The following is a 20,948-nucleotide window of genomic DNA, read 5'->3' as shown; positions in this document are numbered from 1 at the left end:
GGCTATTCGTAACTGCCCTCCACGTACCAGCGCCGCTGGCGATAGCACAGCAGCAGCGCGCGTTCGCTCTCCAGCAGCACCTGGGCGCGGGCGGTGCGCCCCTTGCTCGATTCGGGATCCCACCATCGCTCGTCGACCGGCCAGGGCCCCGACCACCAGCACAGCCGCTCGTCGCGGCCGGGGTCACCGCCGCCGACCAGGCGCGCGGGATCTGCGGAGAACAGCCCCCGGCCGGTTATCCTTATCGGGTTCCCTTGGGCGTCAAGCAGTTCCACCGGGTCGTCAAGCAGGACCGCCGGTGACGGCTCGGGCAGCCGGCCGGGCCACGGCGGATCGGGATCTGCCCGCGGCACCGGCTCGTCGCCGAGCGGGATCAGCGTGATGCGCTCGGCCGGGCCGCGTCCGCCGGACAGCACCGGCACCTGCACCGCCTCCGGGCCGAGCAGGCCCTGCACCCGCACCAGCGCCCGGCGGGCCCGCAGCCGGTCCTCCTCGCCCAGGCCGCCCCAGAGCGGTAACTGCAGCGCCTCGGCGGAGACCACCTCCACCGCGTCCAGCCGCAACAGGGTCACCGCGGCGGTGGGACGGGGATGGCGGGCGGTGCGGCTGCTCAACCATCCGTCGAGCTGCCAGCGCACCCGGTCGGCGGTGGCGTCCTCGGTCAGCGGCTCGGCACACCGCCACACCCGGTGCAGTTCCTCGCCGTTGGCGGTGACCGCGTGGATGGCCAGCCGGGTGCATCCCACGCCGGCGGCCATCAGCGTCTGGTGCAGCCTGCCGGCCAGTGAGCGCCCGGCGAATGCCGCGGCGTCGACCCGGTCGATCGGCGGGTCGCAGTCCAGCACGGCCTCGAGTTCGGCCTGCGGCTCCCGGCCCGACGGCGGCCGTTCGGGTTCGCCGCGGGCCAACCGGTGCGCGGTCACCCCGTCGGCGCCGAATCGGGAAGTCACGTCGCTGCGCAACAGCGCGGCGAACTGCCCGATAGTGCGAATCCCCATCCGCCACAACAGGTCCGTCAGTTCTTCGCGGCCGGCGCCGGACAGGCTCGGCTCGGTGGCAAGCTGGCGGATGGACAGCGCCGACAAAAACTTCGCGTCGCCTCCCGGCTCGATGACGCGGCCCGCACGCGCCGCGAAGACCGCGGTGGACAACTGGTCGGCGATCCCGGCCTGACACTCGGCGCCGGCCGCTGAGCTCACGGCCACCGCATCGATCAGCCGTTCGGCGGCGGTGGCCTCGGACCCGAAATAGCGGGCCGCCCCGCGCACCGGCAACACCATAAGGCCGGGCCGCAGCACCTCGGCGCGGGGCACCAGGTCGTCCACCGCCGCGATCACCGCTTCGAAGAAGCGGGCGTCGCGGTCCGCGTCGGCGGCGGTGACGTGCAGTTGTGGGCATCGGGCGGCCGCCTCCCGGCGTCTCAGGCCCCGCCGCACCCCCGCCGCGCGGGCGGCCGACGAGCAGGCGATCACGCGGTTGGCCAGCGTGACCGCGATCGGGGCGGTCGCGGGCAGGCCGGCGGCCTTCGCCGCCGCGACCGCGGGCCAGTCCATGCACCAGATCGCCAGAACGCGGGAGGCCGCCGGGCTCACCCCGGAGTCACCCGGCGCGGGCCCGGCCAACCGTCCGCCCCGCGCACGTCCCGCTGACCTGCAGCCGCACCCCGCCGATCCGGCCGAGCCCGGGGACGGGCGCCCCCCGGCAGCCCGGGGCGATCTCATAGCCACAGACCCGGGCGGCAAGGCGCGTCGGCGCCCCCTGCCAATCGCCGCCGGTGACCAACAGGGTGCAGCCCTTGCTCCGGGCGCGGGCCACCACCGCCCGCGCCCGGCTGGGCGGCACCCGGCGCCCGCCCAGCCCCAGGGCCACCAGATCCATGCCGTCGACGAGCACCGCGGCCACCTCCACCGGATCGGTGCCGGGATCCGGTATCACCGCGAGCCGGCTCAGATCCGCCCCCATCTCCGCGGCGGCCAGCAGTCCGATGTCGGGCTGGCCGACGATTGCGGCGTTGCCACCGGCCGCCGTGACGGCGGCCACCATGCTCAACAGCAGCGACCGGGCACCCGACAGCACCGCGACCGTCCCCCGCGGCACCGGCACGGGCAGCAGCTCGGCCAGCCACGGCGGGAGGGCCAGCCGGGATTCGGAGTCCGGCAGCAGGTCCCCGGTGGGCGCGGCGGCCGCGGGCGCGCCCCTCCTCCCGGCGATGCCCGCCATCCGCCGCCGGAGCGATTCCAGCTGCTCAGCGCGGGTTTCCTCGCGGTGACCAGAGGCAAAAGCCGCAGTCATGACAGCCTCCTAGCACCAGCTCCGGGGAAAGTTTTCGAATGTATGTTCGATACATTTCGCAGTAAACACCCGCCCTCCGACAACCGTCAAGCGACGCGAGGGGCAGCGTTATGCGATCGGTACTGGTGAGGCTGATGGGCGCAATGTGGCCACATTTTTTCCGGGACCGGGGACTGGCCCGTCACTCCCATTCGATGGTGCCGGGGGGTTTGCTGGTGATGTCCAGCACCACGCGGTTGACCTCGGCCACCTCGTTGGTGATGCGGGTCGAGATGCGCTCCAGTACCTCGTAGGGAACCCGGGTCCAGTCGGCGGTCATGGCGTCCTCACTGGACACCGGCCGCAGCACGATCGGGTGTCCGTAGGTGCGGCCATCGCCCTGCACGCCGACCGAGCGCACGTCACCCAGCAGCACCACCGGGCACTGCCAGATCAGGGTGTCCAGGCCCGCCGCGGTCAGCTCCTCACGCGCGATCGAGTCCGCGCGGCGCAGGGTGTCCAGCCGATCAGCGGTGACTTCGCCGACGATCCTGATCCCCAAACCCGGACCCGGAAAGGGTTGGCGCGCAACGATTTCCTCCGGCAGGCCCAGCTCGCGCCCGACGGCGCGCACTTCGTCCTTGAACAGCAGCCGCAACGGCTCGACGAGGGTGAACTTCAGGTCGCCGGGCAGGCCCCCGACGTTGTGGTGGCTCTTGATGTTCGCGGTGCCGCTGCCGCCGCCGGATTCCACCACGTCCGGATACAACGTGCCCTGCACCAGGAAGTCGACACCGGACGAATCCCCTTCTCCGCCAACGTCTCCCACGATGTCTCGCACCGCGCCCTCGAATGCCCTGATGAACTGCCTGCCGATGATCTTGCGTTTGCCTTCGGGATTGGTCACTCCCGCGAGCGCGTCCAGGAAGGTATCGGCGGCGTCGACGGTGACCAGCCTGGCGCCGGTGGCGGACACGAAGTCGCGTTGCACCTGCGCGCGCTCCCCGGCGCGAAGGAGCCCGTGGTCGACGAAGACGCAGGTGAGCCGGTCGCCGATGGCCCGCTGCACCAGCGCGGCGGCCACCGCGGAGTCCACGCCGCCGGACAGCCCGCAGATCGCCCGACCGGTGCCGATCTGCGCGCGCACCTGCTCGATCAGCACCCCGGCGATGTTGGCCGCCGTCCAGTCCGCGCTCAGCCCGGCGAAGTCGTGCAGGAACCGGCTGAGCACCTGCTGCCCGTGCGGGGTGTGCATCACCTCCGGGTGGTACTGCACGCCGGCCAGGCGTCGCTGCCGATTCTCGAAGCCGGCCACCGAAGCCCCGGAGCTGCTGGCCACCACCTCGAACCCGTCCGGTGCGGCCGTGACGGCGTCGCCATGGCTCATCCAGACCGGCTGCGTACTCGGCAATCCCGAATGCAGTTCGCCGCCAAGGACTTTCAGCTCGGTGCGGCCGTATTCGCTGGTGCCGGTGTGCGCGACTGTGCCGCCCAGGGCCTGCGCCATGGCCTGAAACCCGTAACAGATGCCGAACACCGGGACGCCGAGATCGAACAGCGCCGGATCGAGCTGGGGGGCGCCGTCGGCGTACACACTGGACGGCCCGCCGGAGAGCACCAGCGCCAGCGGGTCGCGGGCCTTGATCTCCTCGATCGTGGCCGTGTGCGGGACGACCTCGGAGAACACCCGCGCCTCCCGGACCCGGCGGGCGATCAGCTGCGCGTACTGCGCGCCGAAGTCCACGACGAGCACCGGCCGGGCCGGCGCTCCGGACGCCTCGGATATCTCGATGTCAGGGCTATCGGTGGGTTCGGCCACGCCCGAAAGTCTAGTGGTCGCCGGTGTCACCGCCGCCTCGGAGGCCTACAGCGAAAACGCGGTGCGCAGCGCGTCGACGGCAGCCGCGCCGCCGCTGAACTCGATTCGCTCCAGCGCCGCGTTGCGCTCGCCGTCGTCCGTCCCGAGCCGGGCGGTGACAAGATCCGCCGCACTGGCGGTGACAGTCACCGACGGTTCGCCGCGGGGGCCGGCCAGGTGTCCCTGTGTCACCGCGAATTCGAAACGGCGACCGTCGATCTCGATACGGCACGTCGCCTCCAACCCGGCCGCCCTCCCCGACTTGAAACCCAGCAGGATGCCGGCCAGGAAGCCGTTGAGCGGTGATACCTGCGCGTCGCCGATCGGGTCCAGATGGTCCACCCCGAACCACGCGATGCTCTGCAGGATCGGCAGCACGCGCCGCCAACCGAGGTCACTGAGCGTGTAGACGGTTCGGCCGATCGGGGCCGGCAGGTCGGTGCGGTCGACGATCCCGGCGTCCTGCAGCTCCTTGAGCCGCTCGGCCAGCAGATTCGTTGCGATACCGGGTAGCGCGGCACGCAGGTCGCTGTAGCGGCGCACGCCGCCAACCAGCTCCCGCACGATCAGCAGGGTCCACCGCTCGCCCAGGACATCGAGCCCGCGGGCAATCGGGCAGTTCTGGTTGTAGTTCCTGCGGGGCGCCACCACCCCACCCTACCTCGCGATAGACATTTTTTTCAACCTAATACTTGATTTGTTTGTCTGATGGATTTACTGTTTTGTCCATGCGTACCGACCCGGCATTCCGGAATCACCCCATCGCTGCGCTCGCCGTCATCTGCCTCGGTGTCTTCGTCATCAGCGTCGACGCCACCATCGTCAACGTGGCGCTGCCCACCCTGTCCCGCGAACTCGGCGCCGACACCCCACAGCTGCAATGGATCGTCGACGCCTACACCCTGGTCATGTCGGGCCTGCTGCTGTCGGCGGGCAGCCTGTCCGACCACTACGGCAGGCGGGGCTGGCTGAATTCCGGTCTCGCGCTGTTCGCGCTGACTTCAGGAATTGCGGCACAAGCGAATTCCGCCGACCAGCTCATCGGTGCGCGCGCCGCCATGGGCGTGGGCGCAGCGGTGATATTCCCGACCACCCTGGGACTGATCACTAACATCTTCACCGACCCGGTGCCGCGCGCCAAGGCAATAGGGTTGTGGGCGGCCATGGTTGGCGTCGGGGTGGCCGTGGGACCGATCAGCGGTGGCTGGCTTCTCGAGCACTTCTGGTGGGGGTCGATCTTCATGGTGAACATTCCGATCGCGGCCCTGGCCATCATCGGGGGCACCGCATTCGTTCCCACTTCGCGTGACCCGGCCGCGCCCCGCGTCGACGTCGGCGGCCTGCTGCTGTCCGCGGCCGGAATCACCACGCTGGTCTACACGGTCATCGAAGCGCCCGATTGGGGATGGACCGACATCCGCACCACAGCCGGGTTTGTCTCGGCCGCAACCACTCTCGCGGTGTTCGCCTGGTGGGAGCGGCGCAGCAGTCATCCGATGCTGGACGTCTCGGTGTTCATCAACCGCCGATTCTCCGGTGGCAGCCTGGCGGTGACGGCGGGGTTCCTGGCGCTCTTCGGCTTCATCTTCGTCATCACCCAATACTTCCAATTCATCAAGAACTACACCGCCTTTGAGAGCGGCGTGCGGTTGCTGCCGGTCGCCGCCTCGATCGCATTGGCCAGCATCGCCGGCCCGTGGCTGGTGCAAAGGGCCGGCACCACCGTCGTCGTCGCGGCCGGCCTCGCCGTGTTCGCCGCCGGCCTGGCCTGGGCGTCCACGGCGGACGCCGCCACGCCGTACAGCCAGATCGCCATGCAGATGTTGCTGCTGGGCGGCGGGCTCGGCCTGACGGTTTCGCCGGCCACCGAGGCCATCATGGGATCGCTGTCCGCCGACAAGGCCGGCGTGGGCTCGGCCGTCAACGACACGACACGCGAACTGGGCGGCACCCTCGGCGTCGCCATCGCCGGCAGCATCTTCGCATCGGTGTACTCCGGGCGCCTCGGCGCCACGTCCGCGCTGGCGGGATTGCCCGCCGATGCGATGCGTCACTCAATGGCCTTGGCGCACGGCGTGATAGCGAAACTCCCCACGCAACGAGCCGGCTACGTCCGGGGCATCGTCGACCGCGCCTTCCTGGACGGCATGCAGGTGAGCTCGCTGGTGTGCGCGGGCATCGCGCTGGGCGCCGCGATCGTCGTCGGCTGGTTTCTGCCGGCCAGGGAACCCGCGCGTCAACAGGAAAGGACACTCCGATGAGCACCACACCACAAGGCAGCACCTATGTGCTGGGTCATGCAGACGCGGAAGTGCAGCGGCTGCTCCTGCAGGGACGGCTGTACGACCACTACACCGAGCACGCGCTGCGGCTGGCCGGGCTGCGACCGGGCATGCGGGTGCTCGATATCGGGTCAGGGCCGGGGGATGTGTCGTTTGTCGCCGCGCGGCTGGTCGGTCCAACGGGAACCGTTCTCGGTGTCGACGCCGCACCCGCGATGGTCAAGCTCGCCCGCCGCCGAGCCGCCGAAAAGGGCTTGTCCACAGTGCGTTTCACACAGGCCGTGATTGACACGATCGCGCTCGACGAACCGGTGGACGCGGTGGTCGGCCGGCTGATCCTGATGCATTTGCCGGACCCGGCGGCAACGCTGCGGCACCTCAGCTCGTTCGTGCGCCACGGCGGCGTTGTCGCGTTCTCCGAGAACGACATCACGGCGACGCGCAGCATCCCGAACCTACCGTTGTTCAGCCAGGTCACCGCGAGGATCGTGCGAGCGTTCGAGACGTTGGGGCTCAGCGCCGCGTTCGGAAACACCCTGCATGCCGTCTTCGCCGAAGCGGGACTAGGCGCCCCGCGCCTCACCCAGGGCACGCCGATCGGCACCGCCGATAACACAGACCTGTTGGCCTATGCCGCCGAAGTCTGGCGACTGGTGTCCCCCGTCGCCGAACAACACGGCTTCGCCATCGAGGAGTTGGCCGACATCGACGGCTTCGTGGAACGATTCCGTCAGGAGGCGCGCGAGGCCGATGCCCTCATCGCGATGCCGCCGATGATCACCGCATGGGCGAAGGTGTGGAAATGCCAACAAAACGCGTCTGTATAGCGACGCACGCCGCGTATTGACCGATGGCGGGCGGCTTGCACTGTGGGACATCACCTTTTGGTGATTCAGCGCGCGCCGGGCTTTCCACTGCCACAAGCCGACACACTCGACGGTGGCGATCCGGTGGTCCCCGATGATTTGTGGGCTCTCGTCACCGCCGGAACGGCCTCACCGACCAGGAGCGCGCTCATGCAGGCGGTGCAGGCCCGGCCGCTCTGCCTGCACGCGTTCGTCACCGACTCTGGCCGCAAGGCCGAAAACCTCACCCGGGCGTCGGCGGACGGGAGGCTTCGCGCGATCCAGGGCGTCGCGGTGGCAATCGGCGGGTGGGCACTTGGCCACAGACATAGCCGCGTGGTGGAGTGGGTATCGGTTAAACCAGCCCCCACACCAGGAAGCGAGGACCGCCGGTGAGTTCAGCGCTGGGTCTGCCCGAGAAAGTGCGTGCCTGCCTGTTCGACCTCGACGGTGTGCTGACCGATACCGCCAGTGTGCACACCAAAGCCTGGAAAACCATGTTCGACGCCTACCTGTCGGACCGGGCCAAGCGCACCGGCGACGAGTTCGTGCCTTTCGACGCGGCCACCGACTACCGCGAATACGTGGACGGCAAGAAGCGCGAGGACGGCGTCCGGTCGTTCCTGGAAAGCCGCGACATCCACCTGCCCGACGGCAGCCCCGACGACCCCGACGACGCCGAGACGATCTACGGCCTGGGGAACCGCAAGAACGAGATGTTCCAGAAGGTCTTGAAGCAGGACGGCGTCAAGGTGTTCGACGGATCGCGGCGTTACCTCGAGGCGGTGACGGACGCCGGGCTGGCGATCGCGGTGGTGTCCTCGAGCGCCAACACCCGCGACGTCCTCGAGATCACCGGCCTGGACCGGTTCGTGCAGCAGCGGGTGGACGGCATCACCCTGCGCGACGAACACATCGCAGGCAAGCCGGCCCCCGACTCGTATCTGCGCGGGGCGCAGCTACTCGACGTCCCCGCCGACGCGGCCGCCGTGTTCGAGGACGCCCTGTCCGGGGTGGCGGCCGGGCGGGCCGGTAACTTCGGGTTCGTGGTGGGTGTCGACCGGGTGGGCCAGGCCGAGGACTTACGCAGCAACGGCGCCGACGTGGTGGTCACCGACCTCGCCGAGTTGCTGCAGTCATGATCACCGACGAATCGTTCCCCGTAGAGCCCTGGCACGTGCGCGAGACCGAGCTCGACCTCAATCTGCTGGCGCAGTCCGAATCGCTGTTCACCCTGTCCAACGGGCACATCGGGCTGCGCGGCAACCTCGACGAGGGTGAGCCGTATGGCCTGCCGGGCACCTACCTGAACTCCTTCTACGAGATCCGCCCGCTGCCCTACGCCGAGGCCGGTTACGGCTACCCCGAAGCCGGCCAGACGCTCGTCGACGTCACCAACGGCAAGATCATCCGATTGCTGGTCGAGGACGAGCCGTTCGACGTCCGCTACGGCGAATTGCTTTCTCACGAGCGGGATTTGGATCTGCGCGCCGGAACGCTGACCCGGGCGGCGCACTGGCGCTCGCCCGCGGGCAAAGAGGTCAAGGTGGTCTCCACCCGGCTGGTGTCGTTGGCTCAGCGTGGCCTCGCCGCCATCGAATACTGCGTGGAAGCGGTCGAGGAGTTCGTCCGGGTGACGGTGCAGTCCGAGCTGGTCACCAACGAGGACCAGCCGCAGACTTCCGGTGACCCGCGGGTGGCGGCCATCCTGGAGAACCCCCTCGAAGAGATCGATCACGAAAACACCGATACCGGTGCGGTTCTCATGCACCGGACGCGCAGCAGCGCGCTGATGATGGCCGCGGGCATGGATCACGAGGTCGACGTTCCGGGGCGCGTCGAGGTCAGCACCGACGCGCGCGCCGATCTGGCGCGGACCACGATCATCTGCGGTCTGCGCCAGGGACAGAAGCTGCGCATCGTCAAATACATCGCGTACGGCTGGTCGAGCATGCGTTCGCGTCCCGCGCTGCGCGATCAAGTGGCCGCAGCGCTGCACAGCGGCCGCTACACCGGCTGGGAGGGACTGCTGGATTCGCAGCGGGCCTATCTCGACGAATTCTGGGACTGCGCCGACGTCGAGGTCGAGGGCGACTCCGAGTCCCAGCAGGCCGTGCGGTTCGGGCTCTTCCACCTGCTGCAGGCCAGCGCCCGCGCCGAACGCCGCGCGATCGCCGCCAAGGGGCTGACCGGGACCGGCTATGACGGCCACGCCTTCTGGGATACCGAGGGGTACGTGCTGCCGGTGCTCACCTACACCGCGCCGCACACCGTCGCCGACGCGCTGCGCTGGCGCGCCTCCACCCTGGATCTGGCCAAGGAGCGCGCGGCCGAGCTGGGCCTGGAGGGCGCCTCGTTCCCGTGGCGGACCATCCGAGGGCAGGAGTGTTCGGCGTACTGGCCGGCCGGCACGGCGGCCTGGCACATCAACGCCGACATCGCGATGGCCTTCGAGCGGTACCGCATCGTCACCGGCGACAGCGATCTGGAGGCCGAGTGCGGCCTGCAGGTGCAGGTCGAGACCGCCCGGCTCTGGATGTCGCTCGGCCATCACGACCGGCACGGCGTCTGGCACCTCGACGGCGTCACCGGGCCCGACGAGTACACGGCGATCGTGCGCGACAACGTCTTCACCAACCTGATGGCCGCGAATAATCTGCGCGTCGCCGTCGACGCCTGCAACCGCCACCCCGGGGTGGCCAAGATGCTGGGAGTCACCACCGAGGAGACTGCGTCCTGGCGCGACGCGGCCCAGGCCGCCAACATTCCGTACGACTCCGGTCTGGGGGTCCATCAGCAATGCGAGGGGTTCACCACCTTCGCCGAATGGGACTTCGAACGCAACACCACCTACCCGCTGCTGCTGCACGAGGCCTACGTGCGGCTGTACCCTGCGCAGGTGATCAAGCAGGCCGACCTGGTGCTGGCGATGCACTGGCAGAGCCACGCGTTCACGCCCGAGCAGAAGGCCCGCAACGTCGACTATTACGAGCCGCGGATGGTGCGCGACTCGTCGCTGTCGGCCTGCACCCAGGCAGTGATGTGCGCCGAGGTGCGGCATTTGGACCTCGCGCACGACTACGCCTACGAGGCGGCCCTCATCGACCTGCGGGACCTGCACCACAACACCCGCGACGGTCTGCACATGGCCTCGCTCGCGGGAGCCTGGACCGCCCTGGTGTCCGGGTTCGGCGGCCTTCGCGACGACGAGGGCGTCCTGTCTCTGGATCCCCAACTGCCCGACGGCATTTCGCGGCTTCGGTTCCGGCTGCGGTGGCGAGATTTCCGGGTCACCGTCGACGTCAACCACTCCGACGTCACCTATACGCTGCGCGACGGTCCCGGCGGGGAGCTGACGATCCGGCACTCCGGCGAAGAGCTGGAGCTGAGCACCGAATCCGCGACGACGGTCCCGGTATGTGCCCGCGAGGCGTTGCTGCCGCCGCCGCACCAGCCGCCCGGCCGCGAGCCGATGCACCGTCGGGCGCTGTCCCGGGATCAGTGAGTGTCGCCCGGCGGCAGAATCCGCCGCACCTCGGCGCCGACGGCCTGGCGTATGTCGGCCTCCGTCAGGTCTTCGATCCCGGTGGCCGAGCGCAGGATTGGCGCGAACAGCCGCCAACCGAATTGCAGCGCAAGGGCATTGGCGACCGCAAGCCGGGCCTTGGCCTCGTCCTCGGAGCGCGGTAGTACGTCGTCGAGCAGCGCCGCGATGTTGGGGAAACGTTTCTGTAGCTGGCCCGCCGGATAGCCGTCCAGGACGGTGCGGGCCATCACCCGCATCTGCCGGTCCATGAAACTCTCCAGCACGGCCTCGGGCGCGTCGTCGTTCAGCAGGGCGCTCAGGGTGGCGCCCAGGTGATCGAGCACGGCGCCGACAAGTTGCTCCTTGGTGCCGAAGTGGCGGAACACCAACCCGTGGTTGACGTTGCAGCGCGCGGCGATGTCGCGGATGGACGTCGCGGCCGGCCCGCGCTCGGCGAACAGGTCGGTGGCGGCCTCCAGGATGGCCGCGGCCACTTCCGCGCGCCCGGTGGGCATTTTCCCGCGGCGGCCGGTTGCGGGACTTGTAGTCACATGACTACACTACCAAATGTAGTCAGCTGACTACACCGGTTTTTGAGCCAAAGGAAACGACAATGACAGGTCAGATAACCGTCACCAAGCTGGGCAGCCGCATCGGCGCCCGGGTGGACGGCGTTCGCCTCGGCGGCGACCTCGACCCGGACGCGGTCGAGGAGATCCACCGGGCGCTGTTGGCCCACAAGGTGATCTTCTTCCGCCACCAGCACCACCTCGACGACGAGCAGCAGCTCGCGTTCGCCGGGCTGCTGGGCACACCCATCGGCCATCCGGCAGCCGGCGCCCTGGCCGACAGGCACGTCCCGGTGATCACCCCGATCGACTCGGAGTACGGCAAGGCGAACCGCTGGCACACCGACGTGACGTTCGCCGCCAACTATCCGGCGGCCTCGATCCTGCGCGCGGTCACGCTGCCGCCCTACGGCGGCTCGACCCTGTGGGCGTCGACAGTGGCCGCCTACCAGCACCTGCCCGAGCCACTCAAATGCCTGGTGGAAAACCTCTGGGCGCTACACACCAACCGCCACGACTACGTGGGCACCGAAGCGGCGATGAACGACGCCCAGCGGTCGTTCCGGCAGGCGTTCGAGAAGCCGGACTTCCGCACCGAGCATCCCGTGGTGCGGGTGCACCCGGAGACCGGTGAACGCGCCTTGCTGGCCGGCGATTTCGTGCGCGGCTTCGTCGGGCTGGACAGCCACGAGTCCGGCGCCCTGCTGGAACTGCTGCAGCAGCGAATCACCGTGCCGGAAAACACGATTAGCTGGAACTGGACGCACGGCGACGTCGCCATGTGGGACAACCGCGCGACCCAGCACCGCGCCATCGACGACTACGACGACCAGCCCCGGCTGATGCACCGCGTCACGCTGATGGGCGATGTGCCGGTCAACGTGCACGGCGAACGCAGCCGGGTGGTCAGCGGCGCACCGCTACAAGCCGTCGCCTCCTAGCCGGCATCGGCGGTCGAACGGACCGGAGTGGCCGGCGACCAGCGCAGCGCGCCCGGCGCCGCGGCCGGGACGACGGGCGCGTTGGGCGCGATCGGCTCCAGGCGGCGATACGGCTCGCCCTGCGGCGGGCGCTGGTCGGTTTCGCCGTTGTTCGGCCACAGCGACGCGGCCCGCTCGGCCTGGGCGGTGATCGACAGCGACGGGTTGACGCCCAGGTTGGCCGAGATGGCCGCGCCGTCCACCACGAGCAGCGTCGGGTAGCCGTAGACCCGGTGATACGGGTCGATCACCCCGTGGCCGGCGTTGTCGCCGATCACCGCGCCGCCGAGGAAGTGCGCGGTCAGCGGGATGTTCAACAGCTCTCCCCAGGTGCCCCCGGCCACCCCGTCGATCTTGGCGGCGATGCGGCGGGTGACCTCGTTGCCCACCGGAATCCAGCTCGGGTTGGGCTCGCCGTGGCCCTGCTTGCTGGTGTACCAGCGGATGCCCAGCTTGCCGCGCTTGGTATAGGTGGTGATCGAGTTGTCCAGATGCTGCATCACCAGCGCGATCATGGTCCGCTCGCTCCACTGCCGCGGATTGAGCAGCCTCATCATGCTGCGGGGATCCTCGCGGGCGGTCTCGAGCAACTGCTTCCAGCGGGGCACGTCGGTGCCCTCGGGGCCGGGACCGTCGGTCATCAGCGTCTGCAGCAGCCCCATCGCGTTGGAGCCCTTGCCGTAGCGGACCGGCTCGATGTGGGTGTCGGGCGTCGGGTGGATCGACGACGTGATCGCCACGCCGTGGGTGAGGTCCAGATCCGGCGACACGTCGAGTCGCCCGGCGCCGACGATGGACTCGGAGTTGGTGCGGGTCAGCATGCCGAGGCGGTTGGACAGCCGGGGCAGCCGGCCCTCGTCGCGCATCTTGAACAGCAGATGCTGGGTTCCCCAGGTTCCCGCGGCCAGCACCACATGCTTGGCGGTGTAGGTGCGTCGGTCGCGGCGCAGCCAACTGCCGGTCCGCACGGTGCGCACCTCCCACAACCCGTCGGGGCGCTGCTCGAAGCGCTTCACCGTCGTCATCGGAATCACTTGTGCGCCAGATGATTCCGCGAGCGCAAGATAGTTCTTCAGCAAGGTGTTCTTGGCGCCGTAGCGGCAGCCGGTCATGCAGGCGCCGCACTCCAGGCAGCCGGTGCGTTCCGGCCCGACGCCGCCGAAGAACGGGTCCGGCACGGTCTTGCCCGGGGCCTTGGCGCCGTCGGGACCGAAGAAAACCCCGACCGGCGTCGGCACGAACGTGTCGCCGCAGCCCATCTCGTCGGCGACCTGTTTGACGATCCGGTCGGCGTCGGTGAACGTCGGGTTCTCCACCACGCCCAGCATCCGCCGCGCCTGGTCGTAGTGCGGCATCAGCTCATCGCGCCAGTCGGTGATGTGCGACCACTGCTGGTCTTTGAAGAACGGTTCCGGCGGCACGTACAGGGTGTTGGCGTAGTTCAGCGAGCCGCCGCCCACCCCGGCGCCGGCCAGGATCAACACGTTCTTCAGCGGGTGGATGCGCTGGATCCCGTAGCAGCCCAGCCTCGGTGCCCACAGAAACTTCCGCAGATCCCAGGACGTCTCGGCGAATTCCTCGTCCGAGTACCGGCGTCCGGCCTCCAGGACGCCGACGCGGTAACCCTTTTCCGTCAGCCGCAACGCGCTGACGCTGCCCCCGAAACCCGAACCGATGATCAGCACGTCGTAATCCGGCTTCATCGCACCAGTATGGCCTTACCGGCGGGTAACAAGCCAGCAGCGACCTTCGGATACGCCGTCGCCCGGCTGGCCGGGCGGTCGGCGTCCAACGCCCGCCTGCCGGGCACTCGCCGATGACGGACTCAGCTGCCGACGGTCAGGCCGACCTTCTGGAATTCCTTGAGATCGCAGTAGCCGGCCTTTGCCATCGACCGGCGCAGCCCACCGACCAGGTTGAGGCTGCCGAACGGGTCGTCGGACGGACCGCCCAGCACCTGGTGCAGCGGCGGGCGCTCGCCGACGGCGATCTGCAGCAGCGCCCCGCGCGGCAGCGACGGGTGCGCCGCGGCGGCCGGCCAGAACCATCCCTCCCCCAGCGCCTCGGCGGCCTCGGCCAGCGGCGTGCCCAGCACCACCGCGTCCGCGCCGCACGCGATCGCCTTGGCCAGTTCGCCGGAGGTGTGGATGTCGCCGTCGGCCAGCACGTGCACGTAGCGGCCGCCGGTCTCGTCGAGGTATTCGCGGCGGGCGGCGGCGGCGTCGGCGATCGCGGTGGCCATCGGCACGCTGATGCCCAGCACCTCGTCGCTGGTGGTCACGCCCCTGGTGGCGCCGTAGCCGACGATGACGCCGGCGGCGCCCGTGCGCATCAGGTGCAGCGCGGTGCGGTGGTCTTGCACCCCGCCGGCGACCACCGGGACGTCCAGCTCGGAGATGAAGGTCTTGAGGTTGAGGGGTTCGCCGTCGCTGGCGACCCGCTCGGCCGACACGATGGTGCCCTGGATGACCAGCAGGTCGATGCCCGCCTGCACCAGCACCGGCGTCAGCGCCTGGGCGTTCTGCGGACTGACCCGCACCGCGGTGGTGACCCCGGCATCGCGGATCCGGGCGATCGCCGAGCCCAGCAGGTCCGGGTTGAGCGGCGCGGCGTGGAACTCCTGCAGCAACCGGATCGCCGCCGAGGGCTCCGGCTCCTTGCTGGCGGCCTCGACCAGCTGCGCGATCTTGGCCTCGACGTCGGCGTGCCGCCCGATCAGCCCCTCGCCGTTGAGCACGCCCAGACCGCCGAGCCTGCCCAGCTCGATCGCGAACTCCGGCGACACCAGCGCGTCCGTCGGGTGCGCCAGCACCGGGATCTCGAACCGGTACGCGTCCAACTGCCAGGCGGTCGACACGTCCTGCGAGGAGCGGGTGCGGCGCGAGGCCACGATGCTGACTTCGCTCAGTTCATAGCTGCGACGGGCGACGCGGCCCATCCCGATCTCGACCATCTGGGCCTCAGCGTGCGTAGTAGTTGGGGGCTTCGACCGTCATGGCGACGTCGTGCGGGTGGCTTTCCCGCAGGCCCGCCGCGGTGATCCGGACGAACTGCGCCTGTTGCAGCGCCTCGATGCTCGGCGAGCCGGTGTAGCCCATCGCCGCGCGCAGGCCGCCAGTCAGCTGGTGAATGACCGAGGACAGCGGGCCGCGGAACGGCACCCGGCCCTCGATGCCCTCCGGCACCAGCTTGTCTTCGGACAGCGCGTCGTCGGCGAAGTAGCGGTCCTTGGAGTACGACTTACCGCCGCCCGAACCCCGGCCGGCCATGGCGCCCAGCGACCCCATGCCCCGGTAGCTCTTGAACTGCTTGCCGTTGACGAAGATCAGCTCGCCGGGGGCCTCGGCGGTGCCGGCCAGCAGCGAGCCCAGCATGGCCGTCGACGCGCCGGCGGCCAGCGCCTTGGCGATGTCACCGGAGTACTGCAGCCCGCCGTCGGCGATCACCGGCACGCCGGCGGGCCCGCAGGCCGCGACCGCCTCCAGGATCGCCGTGATCTGCGGTGCGCCCACCCCGGCCACCACCCGGGTGGTGCAGATGGAGCCCGGGCCCACGCCGACCTTCACCGCGTCGGCGCCGGCGGCGACCAGGGCCGAGGCCGCCGTGCGGGTGGCGACGTTGCCGCCGATCACCTCGACCTTCTCGCCCACCTCGGCCTTGAGCTTGCCGACCATGTCGAGCACCAGCCGGTTGTGCGCGTGCGCGGTGTCCACGATCAGCACGTCGACCCCGGCGTCGACCAGCATCATCGCGCGCACCCATGCGTCGCCGCCGACGCCGACGGCGGCGCCGACCAGCAGCCTGCCGTCACTGTCCTTGGTGGCCAGCGGGTGTTGTTCGGTCTTGACGAAGTCCTTGACGGTGATCAGCCCGGTCAGCCGGCCGTGGCCGTCGACGATCGGCAGCTTCTCGATCTTGTGGCGGCGCAACAGGCCCAGCGCCGCGTCGGCGGACACGCCCTCCTGCGCGGTGATCAGCGGGGCCTTGGTCATCACCTCGGCGACCGTCTTGGTCTGGTCCACCTCGAACCGCATATCGCGGTTGGTGATGATGCCGACCAGTGCGCCCGACTCGTCGACCACCGGCAGCCCGGAGATGCGGAACCGCCCGCACATCGCGTCGACCTGGGCCAGGGTGTTGTCCGGCCGACAGGTGACCGGGTCGGTGACCATGCCGGCTTCGGAGCGTTTCACCATCTCGACCTGGCCGGCCTGTTCGGCGACGGGCAGGTTGCGGTGCAGCACACCCATGCCGCCGGCCCGGGCCATCGCGATGGCCATCCGCGACTCGGTGACGGTGTCCATCGCCGAACTCACCAGCGGCACCTTGAGCCTGATCTTCTTGGTGAGCTGGCTGGAGGTGTCGGCGGTGGCCGGAACCACGTCGGAGGCCGCGGGCAGCAGCAGCACATCGTCGAACGTCAGCCCGAGCATGGCGATCTTGTGCGGGTTGTCGCCTCCGGTGGGCACCGGGTCATCGACCAGGCCACCGACCCGCACGTAGGCACTGCCGACGAGGTCAGAGCTGTCTTCCAGGTGGGACGTGCCACGGGTCATCAGTGGGGCCCTCCATACGATGCGGCGTGAGAGACCCATCCTATCGGCTCGCTTTCGCCCGACGGCGATGCGCGCCGTGCCGGCGCGGGGAGAAACCGGGTGATGACGCCCGTGCGCCCCGCGCGGCACGGAAACGGCGGGTGGTTGCCTGCTGGCGTTATCCCGGGCGGGCTGCGTAGGCTAGGGGCGTGCGCGACCACCTCCCACCGGGTTTGCCGCCCGACCCCTTCGCCGACGACCCCTGTGATCCGTCGGCGGCACTGGAAGCCGTCGAGCCGGGCCAGCCGCTGGACCAGCAAGAGCGGATGGCCGTCGAGGCCGACCTCGCCGATCTGGCCGTGTACGAAGCGCTCTTGGCACACAAGGGTATTCGCGGACTCGTGGTGTGTTGCGACGAATGCCAGCAGGACCACTACCACGACTGGGACATGCTGCGCGCCAACCTGCTACAGCTGTTGATCGACGGCAGCGTCCGTCCGCACGAGCCGGCCTACGATCCCGAGCCGGACGCCTACGTCACGTGGGATTATTGCCGCGGCTACGCCGACGCGTCGCTCAACGAGGCGACGTCAGACGCCGACGGTTTTCACCGCAGGCACTGACCTGTCACTGATCCGGAGCTAACGGCGCCACCGGGGGTGGCGTCTTGCCGTGGTGGTGATGCTTGCCCACCGATGGACTCGGCGGGCTGAGCGGCGCGGGCGGTACGGGGGGCGCCGCCGGGGCCGGGGCGATCGAGGCGGCGGGCGGTGCGACAGGGGCGGGCGGTGCCGCCGGAATCGGGGTCGCCGGTGCGGGCGGAGCCGCCGGGGGCGTTGCGACCGGCAGCGTGGCGTTCGGGTCGCGCGCATCGACCTTGGCGTTCAACAGTTTCAGCTGGTTCATCAGGTCTTGTTTGCTGGCCGGATCGTCGACCGATTGCACCAGGCTGCTCACCTCGGTCAGCTGACTCTTGGCCTGGTCCCACTGACCCCGGTCGATCGACTCCTGGACCTTGGCCAGGTCGGCTTTGGCGGCCAGCATCTCCTGACTGCCGTGCACCTGGGGCTCGTCGAAGAACATCGCGTGCAGCCCGTACAGGCTGGCGCCGGGCTGGGCCTCGACCACCATGGCGCCGAAGCCGCTGAGCACGATCAGCGTGGCGGCGACCGACCCGACGACGGCCAGGCCGCGATGGCCCCGGCGGCGCTCGGCCAAACCGGTGCGCAGCGCGTGGACCGCCTCTTCGGGCGTCACCAGCGCGCTGGCCGGCGGCCACCTCAGGTTGTCGCGCCAATCCTCGAGCAGGGTGGTCAGTACCCCGAAGTCGGGGTCGTCGGGGTCGTCGACGTCCACCGGCCTGCGCCGGGCGAGCGCATCGAGCAGCAGGTCGGTGCGGGCGAATTCGTCCAGGGGTTCAGGCACAGTCACCTGCCGCGATCATCTCGGACTTGAGCCGCGACAGTGCGCGGTGCTGGGCGACTCGGACGGCCCCGGTGGTACTGCCGACGGCGGCGGCGGTCTCCTCGGCGGACAGCCCGACGACAACGCGCAGGATCAGGATCTCGCGCTGCTTGGCGGGCAGGATCTCGAGCAGTTCGCTCATCCGGCTCACCGACTCGGCTTCGATCGCACGCTGTTCGGGCCCGGCGTCGTTCGACCACCGCTCGGGAAGCGTGTCGGTGGGATAGGCGAGATCGCGTCCGGCAGCCCGGTGCGCATCGGCGACCTTGTGGGCAGCGATGCCGTACAGGAAGGCCAGGAATGGGCGCCCGCGGTCGCGATAACGCGGCAGCGCCGTGATAGTCGCCAAGCACACCTCCTGTGCCACGTCATCCGCTGACAGGCCACCCCGATCGACGGTGCCGACACGCGCCCGGCAATATCGCACGACGATCGGACGAATGGTCTCCAGCACCTCCCGCAGTGCGTTGTGGTCTCCGGTCACGGCCTTGGCGACCACGGCGTCGAGACGTTCCCCTGCTGGAATTGTCATCGACGGTGATATCTCCAACGTTACGAAGCGGACACATCGCGGGCCAGCCGGGCTAACTGACGAATTGACGATAACGGGCGGAGGGCCGTTTCAGGCGGAACGCCACGTCCCACCGGCGCGCCGCACCTGGCCTGCGCAGACATCTCGGATTTCGTGCAGCTGATGTGGCCGCAACGTGACACTTCCGATATCGATCAGCAAGCAAGCCAGCGCCCAACGAAGTGGCAGCAGCCCCAACCGGCCGGTGGTCTGCAGCGCGGCGTCGGCGACCGTGCGGGCGCGCCCGAGATCGCCCGCACAACACAGCGCCGCGGCCAGCACCACATCGCTTTTGATCCGGTGCCGCGGCGACCCGACGGCCATCGCCGCCGCTAACTCGACCCCTTCGCCGGCATGGCGGACGGCGGCGGCGCCGTCGCCGCGGGCCATCGCGAGCTCGGCGGCGACCCACCGGCGGCGCACCGGCAGCCGGTCGGGCACCGCGTCCGGATCGCGCGTCGCCAGCAGCGGGTCGGCGCGCGCCAGCAGCGTCGCCGCGGCCGCGAAGCGCCCGACGCCCAGCGCGTCGGCCGCCAGCCCGATGAGGGCGTCGGCGCCTGCCTCGGGATCGCCCGCGGCCAGCGCGACGGCCCGCCCGTCCCATCCCCGCGCCACCGTGTGCCAACCGAGTTGGCGGAGGAACGACGCCCGCGTGCTCATGCCCAGCGACGCCAGCCGGCCGGACGGCGCGCCGCCCCGCAGCACCGCGAGATCGCGGAATGCCGCACCGTAGCGCCCCTGTCCCCCGGCCGCGACGGCGCGCAGCCAGAGGTGTTCCGGCGTGCTCGCCGAGGGCAACGGCCAGCTGCCGGGCCGGTCGCCGAAGGCGGCGTCGGCCAACTGCCGACCAATCAAGGAAGTGTGACGAGTTTCAATCACAATGATGTAGTAAACACTTTGTGGTCTTCATGTTACCGAACCGTTAAACACTATAGCCCATGGATAATTTCGCCTCCCCCCTTCCCTGCCCGCTGAGCTGGGAATTTCGGTTTCGGACAACTGCCTGGTAGCACGGCATCGGTTTCTCATTATCAATCGAGATGAACGCGAAGTTAATTCTGCTCCAATGGGTACATACTTTGCCGGGCTAACTGGCTATTGACGGAAATTCAGCGCCACCCCTAACGTCTACGCATGACGGGTAGTCATCGGTGACCCCACCCCGCTTAATTTAAGTTGCACCCAATCGCTTTCACGAACCCGAACCCGAACTCGAGCGGGCGGTGCGGAGAGGGAAGGAACCAATGCCACAGCCGGAGCAGCTACCTGGACCCAACGCCGACATCTGGAACTGGCAACTGCAGGGCCTGTGCCGCGGCGTCGATTCCTCGATGTTCTTTCACCCGGACGGCGAGCGCGGCCGCGCCCGCATGCAACGCGAGCAACGCGCCAAGGAAATGTGCCGGCAGTGCCCGGTGATCCAGGAGTGCCGCTCGCACGCCCTGGAAGTCGGTGAGCCCTACGGAGTTTGGGGCGGCCTGTCGGAGTCGGAGCGCGAGCTGTTGCTCAAGGGCGACATCGGCCGCGGGCGTACCATCCGCCGCTCGGCTTAGGTCTCGCGCCGCTCAGTCGTCGTCCGCGAGGACCGCGGTGGCCTGAATCTCGACGCGCATCTGCGGTCCCGCCAACGCGGCGGCGCCGATGCACGTCCACAACGGTGCGTGCTCGCCCATGCGCCGGCGGAACTGTTCGACCATGGTGTCCAGGTGTTCGCGCCCGATGTGGCCGTCCGGGTCCGGCAGGTGGTACGAGTGCACGTGCACGACGTCGCGCCAGGAGGCCCCGGCAGTCGCCAACGTCCGTTCGACGTTGTCGAAGGCCTGAATGATCTCGTCGCGAATCGACTCCGGATAGCGCCAGTGTTCGTCCCAGCCCCCTTGACCGGCGGTCTCCACCCGGTCCCCGTACCGGACCACCTGTGAATAGTGGAACTCCCGCAACTGGCGATCCCCATAACCGGGAGTGACGGCGAATTTCGGCGTGCCCATGGGTGCGATCTTCGTCGCCGACCTCGTCGCGGGCACCCCGAAAAGGGGAATATCAACTT

Annotated in this window: 19 protein-coding genes; 7 read left to right on the top strand and 12 right to left on the bottom strand. The window is 69.4% G+C overall.

What is annotated here, in order from left to right:
- Window positions 1-2: 2 nt before the first annotated feature.
- The 4 genes from OQ789_RS04290 to OQ789_RS04275 form a co-directional block, all read right to left on the bottom strand.
- A complete protein-coding gene (locus OQ789_RS04290) occupies window positions 3-1,553 on the bottom strand; it encodes a DNA polymerase Y family protein (protein ID WP_324683734.1) in 1,551 nt (516 codons plus the stop codon).
- A 46-nt stretch (window positions 1,554-1,599) separates the two neighbouring features.
- Window positions 1,600-2,292: a hypothetical protein gene (locus tag OQ789_RS04285; protein WP_324683733.1), complete on the bottom strand. Its 693-nt coding sequence runs from the start codon at window positions 2,290-2,292 to the stop codon at window positions 1,600-1,602.
- Between the two features lie 181 nt (window positions 2,293-2,473).
- The gene (guaA, locus tag OQ789_RS04280) at window positions 2,474-4,063 is read right to left on the bottom strand and encodes a glutamine-hydrolyzing GMP synthase (protein WP_420716039.1); all 1,590 of its coding nucleotides are present in this window, start codon (window positions 4,061-4,063) and stop codon (window positions 2,474-2,476) included.
- A gap of 72 nt (window positions 4,064-4,135) precedes the next feature.
- Window positions 4,136-4,777 carry a helix-turn-helix domain-containing protein gene (locus OQ789_RS04275; RefSeq protein WP_324683731.1) on the bottom strand — a complete coding sequence of 214 codons (642 nt, stop codon included), beginning with the start codon at window positions 4,775-4,777 and terminating at the stop codon, window positions 4,136-4,138.
- A gap of 80 nt (window positions 4,778-4,857) precedes the next feature.
- Here OQ789_RS04275 and OQ789_RS04270 point away from each other — a divergent pair, with 80 nt between their 5' ends.
- From OQ789_RS04270 to OQ789_RS04255, 4 genes are all read left to right on the top strand, one after another.
- Window positions 4,858-6,390, top strand: a complete 1,533-nt coding sequence (locus OQ789_RS04270; RefSeq protein ID WP_324683730.1) for an MFS transporter — start codon at window positions 4,858-4,860, stop codon at window positions 6,388-6,390.
- Window positions 6,387-7,238: a class I SAM-dependent methyltransferase gene (locus OQ789_RS04265; protein WP_324683729.1), complete on the top strand. Its 852-nt coding sequence runs from the start codon at window positions 6,387-6,389 to the stop codon at window positions 7,236-7,238. Before OQ789_RS04270 ends, OQ789_RS04265 begins: the two co-directional genes overlap by 4 nt.
- Window positions 7,239-7,648: 410 nt before the next feature.
- Window positions 7,649-8,398 carry a beta-phosphoglucomutase family hydrolase gene (locus OQ789_RS04260; RefSeq protein WP_324683728.1) on the top strand — a complete coding sequence of 250 codons (750 nt, stop codon included), beginning with the start codon at window positions 7,649-7,651 and terminating at the stop codon, window positions 8,396-8,398.
- Complete coding sequence (locus tag OQ789_RS04255) at window positions 8,395-10,761, top strand: glycoside hydrolase family 65 protein (RefSeq protein ID WP_324683727.1); 2,367 nt, start codon at window positions 8,395-8,397, stop codon at window positions 10,759-10,761. The genes OQ789_RS04260 and OQ789_RS04255 overlap by 4 nt, the downstream gene beginning before the upstream one ends.
- On the opposite strand, the gene OQ789_RS04250 is transcribed toward OQ789_RS04255, so the two are convergent.
- Window positions 10,755-11,333: a helix-turn-helix domain-containing protein gene (locus OQ789_RS04250; protein WP_324683726.1), complete on the bottom strand. Its 579-nt coding sequence runs from the start codon at window positions 11,331-11,333 to the stop codon at window positions 10,755-10,757. The genes OQ789_RS04255 and OQ789_RS04250 overlap by 7 nt on opposite strands.
- A gap of 62 nt (window positions 11,334-11,395) precedes the next feature.
- Between OQ789_RS04250 and OQ789_RS04245 the strand changes: the two genes are divergently transcribed.
- Window positions 11,396-12,292: a TauD/TfdA family dioxygenase gene (locus OQ789_RS04245; protein WP_324683725.1), complete on the top strand. Its 897-nt coding sequence runs from the start codon at window positions 11,396-11,398 to the stop codon at window positions 12,290-12,292.
- Here the strand turns inward: OQ789_RS04245 and OQ789_RS04240 are convergent.
- The 3 genes from OQ789_RS04240 to guaB all read right to left on the bottom strand — a co-directional run bounded on the left by OQ789_RS04240 (window position 12,289) and on the right by guaB (window position 16,887).
- The gene (locus tag OQ789_RS04240; protein ID WP_324683724.1) at window positions 12,289-14,034 is read right to left on the bottom strand and encodes a GMC family oxidoreductase; all 1,746 of its coding nucleotides are present in this window, start codon (window positions 14,032-14,034) and stop codon (window positions 12,289-12,291) included. The two genes, OQ789_RS04245 and OQ789_RS04240, sit on opposite strands and share 4 nt — an antisense overlap.
- Before the next feature lie 122 nt (window positions 14,035-14,156).
- A complete protein-coding gene (locus OQ789_RS04235) occupies window positions 14,157-15,284 on the bottom strand; it encodes a GuaB3 family IMP dehydrogenase-related protein (protein WP_324683723.1) in 1,128 nt (375 codons plus the stop codon).
- 7 nt (window positions 15,285-15,291) lie between these two features.
- A complete protein-coding gene (gene guaB, locus OQ789_RS04230; protein ID WP_324683722.1) occupies window positions 15,292-16,887 on the bottom strand; it encodes an IMP dehydrogenase in 1,596 nt (531 codons plus the stop codon).
- 188 nt (window positions 16,888-17,075) lie between these two features.
- Here guaB and OQ789_RS04225 point away from each other — a divergent pair, with 188 nt between their 5' ends.
- Complete coding sequence (locus tag OQ789_RS04225) at window positions 17,076-17,489, top strand: DUF5319 domain-containing protein (protein WP_324683721.1); 414 nt, start codon at window positions 17,076-17,078, stop codon at window positions 17,487-17,489.
- Window positions 17,490-17,493: 4 nt separating this feature from the next.
- On the opposite strand, the gene OQ789_RS04220 is transcribed toward OQ789_RS04225, so the two are convergent.
- The 3 genes from OQ789_RS04220 to OQ789_RS04210 all read right to left on the bottom strand — a co-directional run bounded on the left by OQ789_RS04220 (window position 17,494) and on the right by OQ789_RS04210 (window position 19,780).
- A complete protein-coding gene (locus OQ789_RS04220; protein ID WP_324683720.1) occupies window positions 17,494-18,297 on the bottom strand; it encodes an anti-sigma-D factor RsdA in 804 nt (267 codons plus the stop codon).
- Window positions 18,284-18,862: a sigma-70 family RNA polymerase sigma factor gene (locus OQ789_RS04215; RefSeq protein WP_324683719.1), complete on the bottom strand. Its 579-nt coding sequence runs from the start codon at window positions 18,860-18,862 to the stop codon at window positions 18,284-18,286. The genes OQ789_RS04220 and OQ789_RS04215 overlap by 14 nt, the downstream gene beginning before the upstream one ends.
- A 90-nt stretch (window positions 18,863-18,952) precedes the next feature.
- A complete protein-coding gene (locus tag OQ789_RS04210) occupies window positions 18,953-19,780 on the bottom strand; it encodes a hypothetical protein (protein WP_324683718.1) in 828 nt (275 codons plus the stop codon).
- Window positions 19,781-20,145: 365 nt separating this feature from the next.
- On the opposite strand from OQ789_RS04210, the gene OQ789_RS04205 reads away from it, so the two are divergent.
- Window positions 20,146-20,454: a WhiB family transcriptional regulator gene (locus tag OQ789_RS04205; RefSeq protein ID WP_324683717.1), complete on the top strand. Its 309-nt coding sequence runs from the start codon at window positions 20,146-20,148 to the stop codon at window positions 20,452-20,454.
- 12 nt (window positions 20,455-20,466) lie between these two features.
- On the opposite strand, the gene OQ789_RS04200 is transcribed toward OQ789_RS04205, so the two are convergent.
- A complete protein-coding gene (locus OQ789_RS04200; protein ID WP_324683715.1) occupies window positions 20,467-20,889 on the bottom strand; it encodes a Rid family hydrolase in 423 nt (140 codons plus the stop codon).
- Between the last annotated feature and the right edge of the window lie 59 nt (window positions 20,890-20,948).

The sequence above is a fragment of the Mycobacterium sp. 94-17 genome, from assembly GCF_035617725.1.
In the GTDB taxonomy this organism is placed as follows: Bacteria; Actinomycetota; Actinomycetes; order Mycobacteriales; family Mycobacteriaceae; genus Mycobacterium.
Note: the sequence above shows the minus strand (reverse complement) of the source record. Positions and strands in the feature narration are given on the sequence as shown.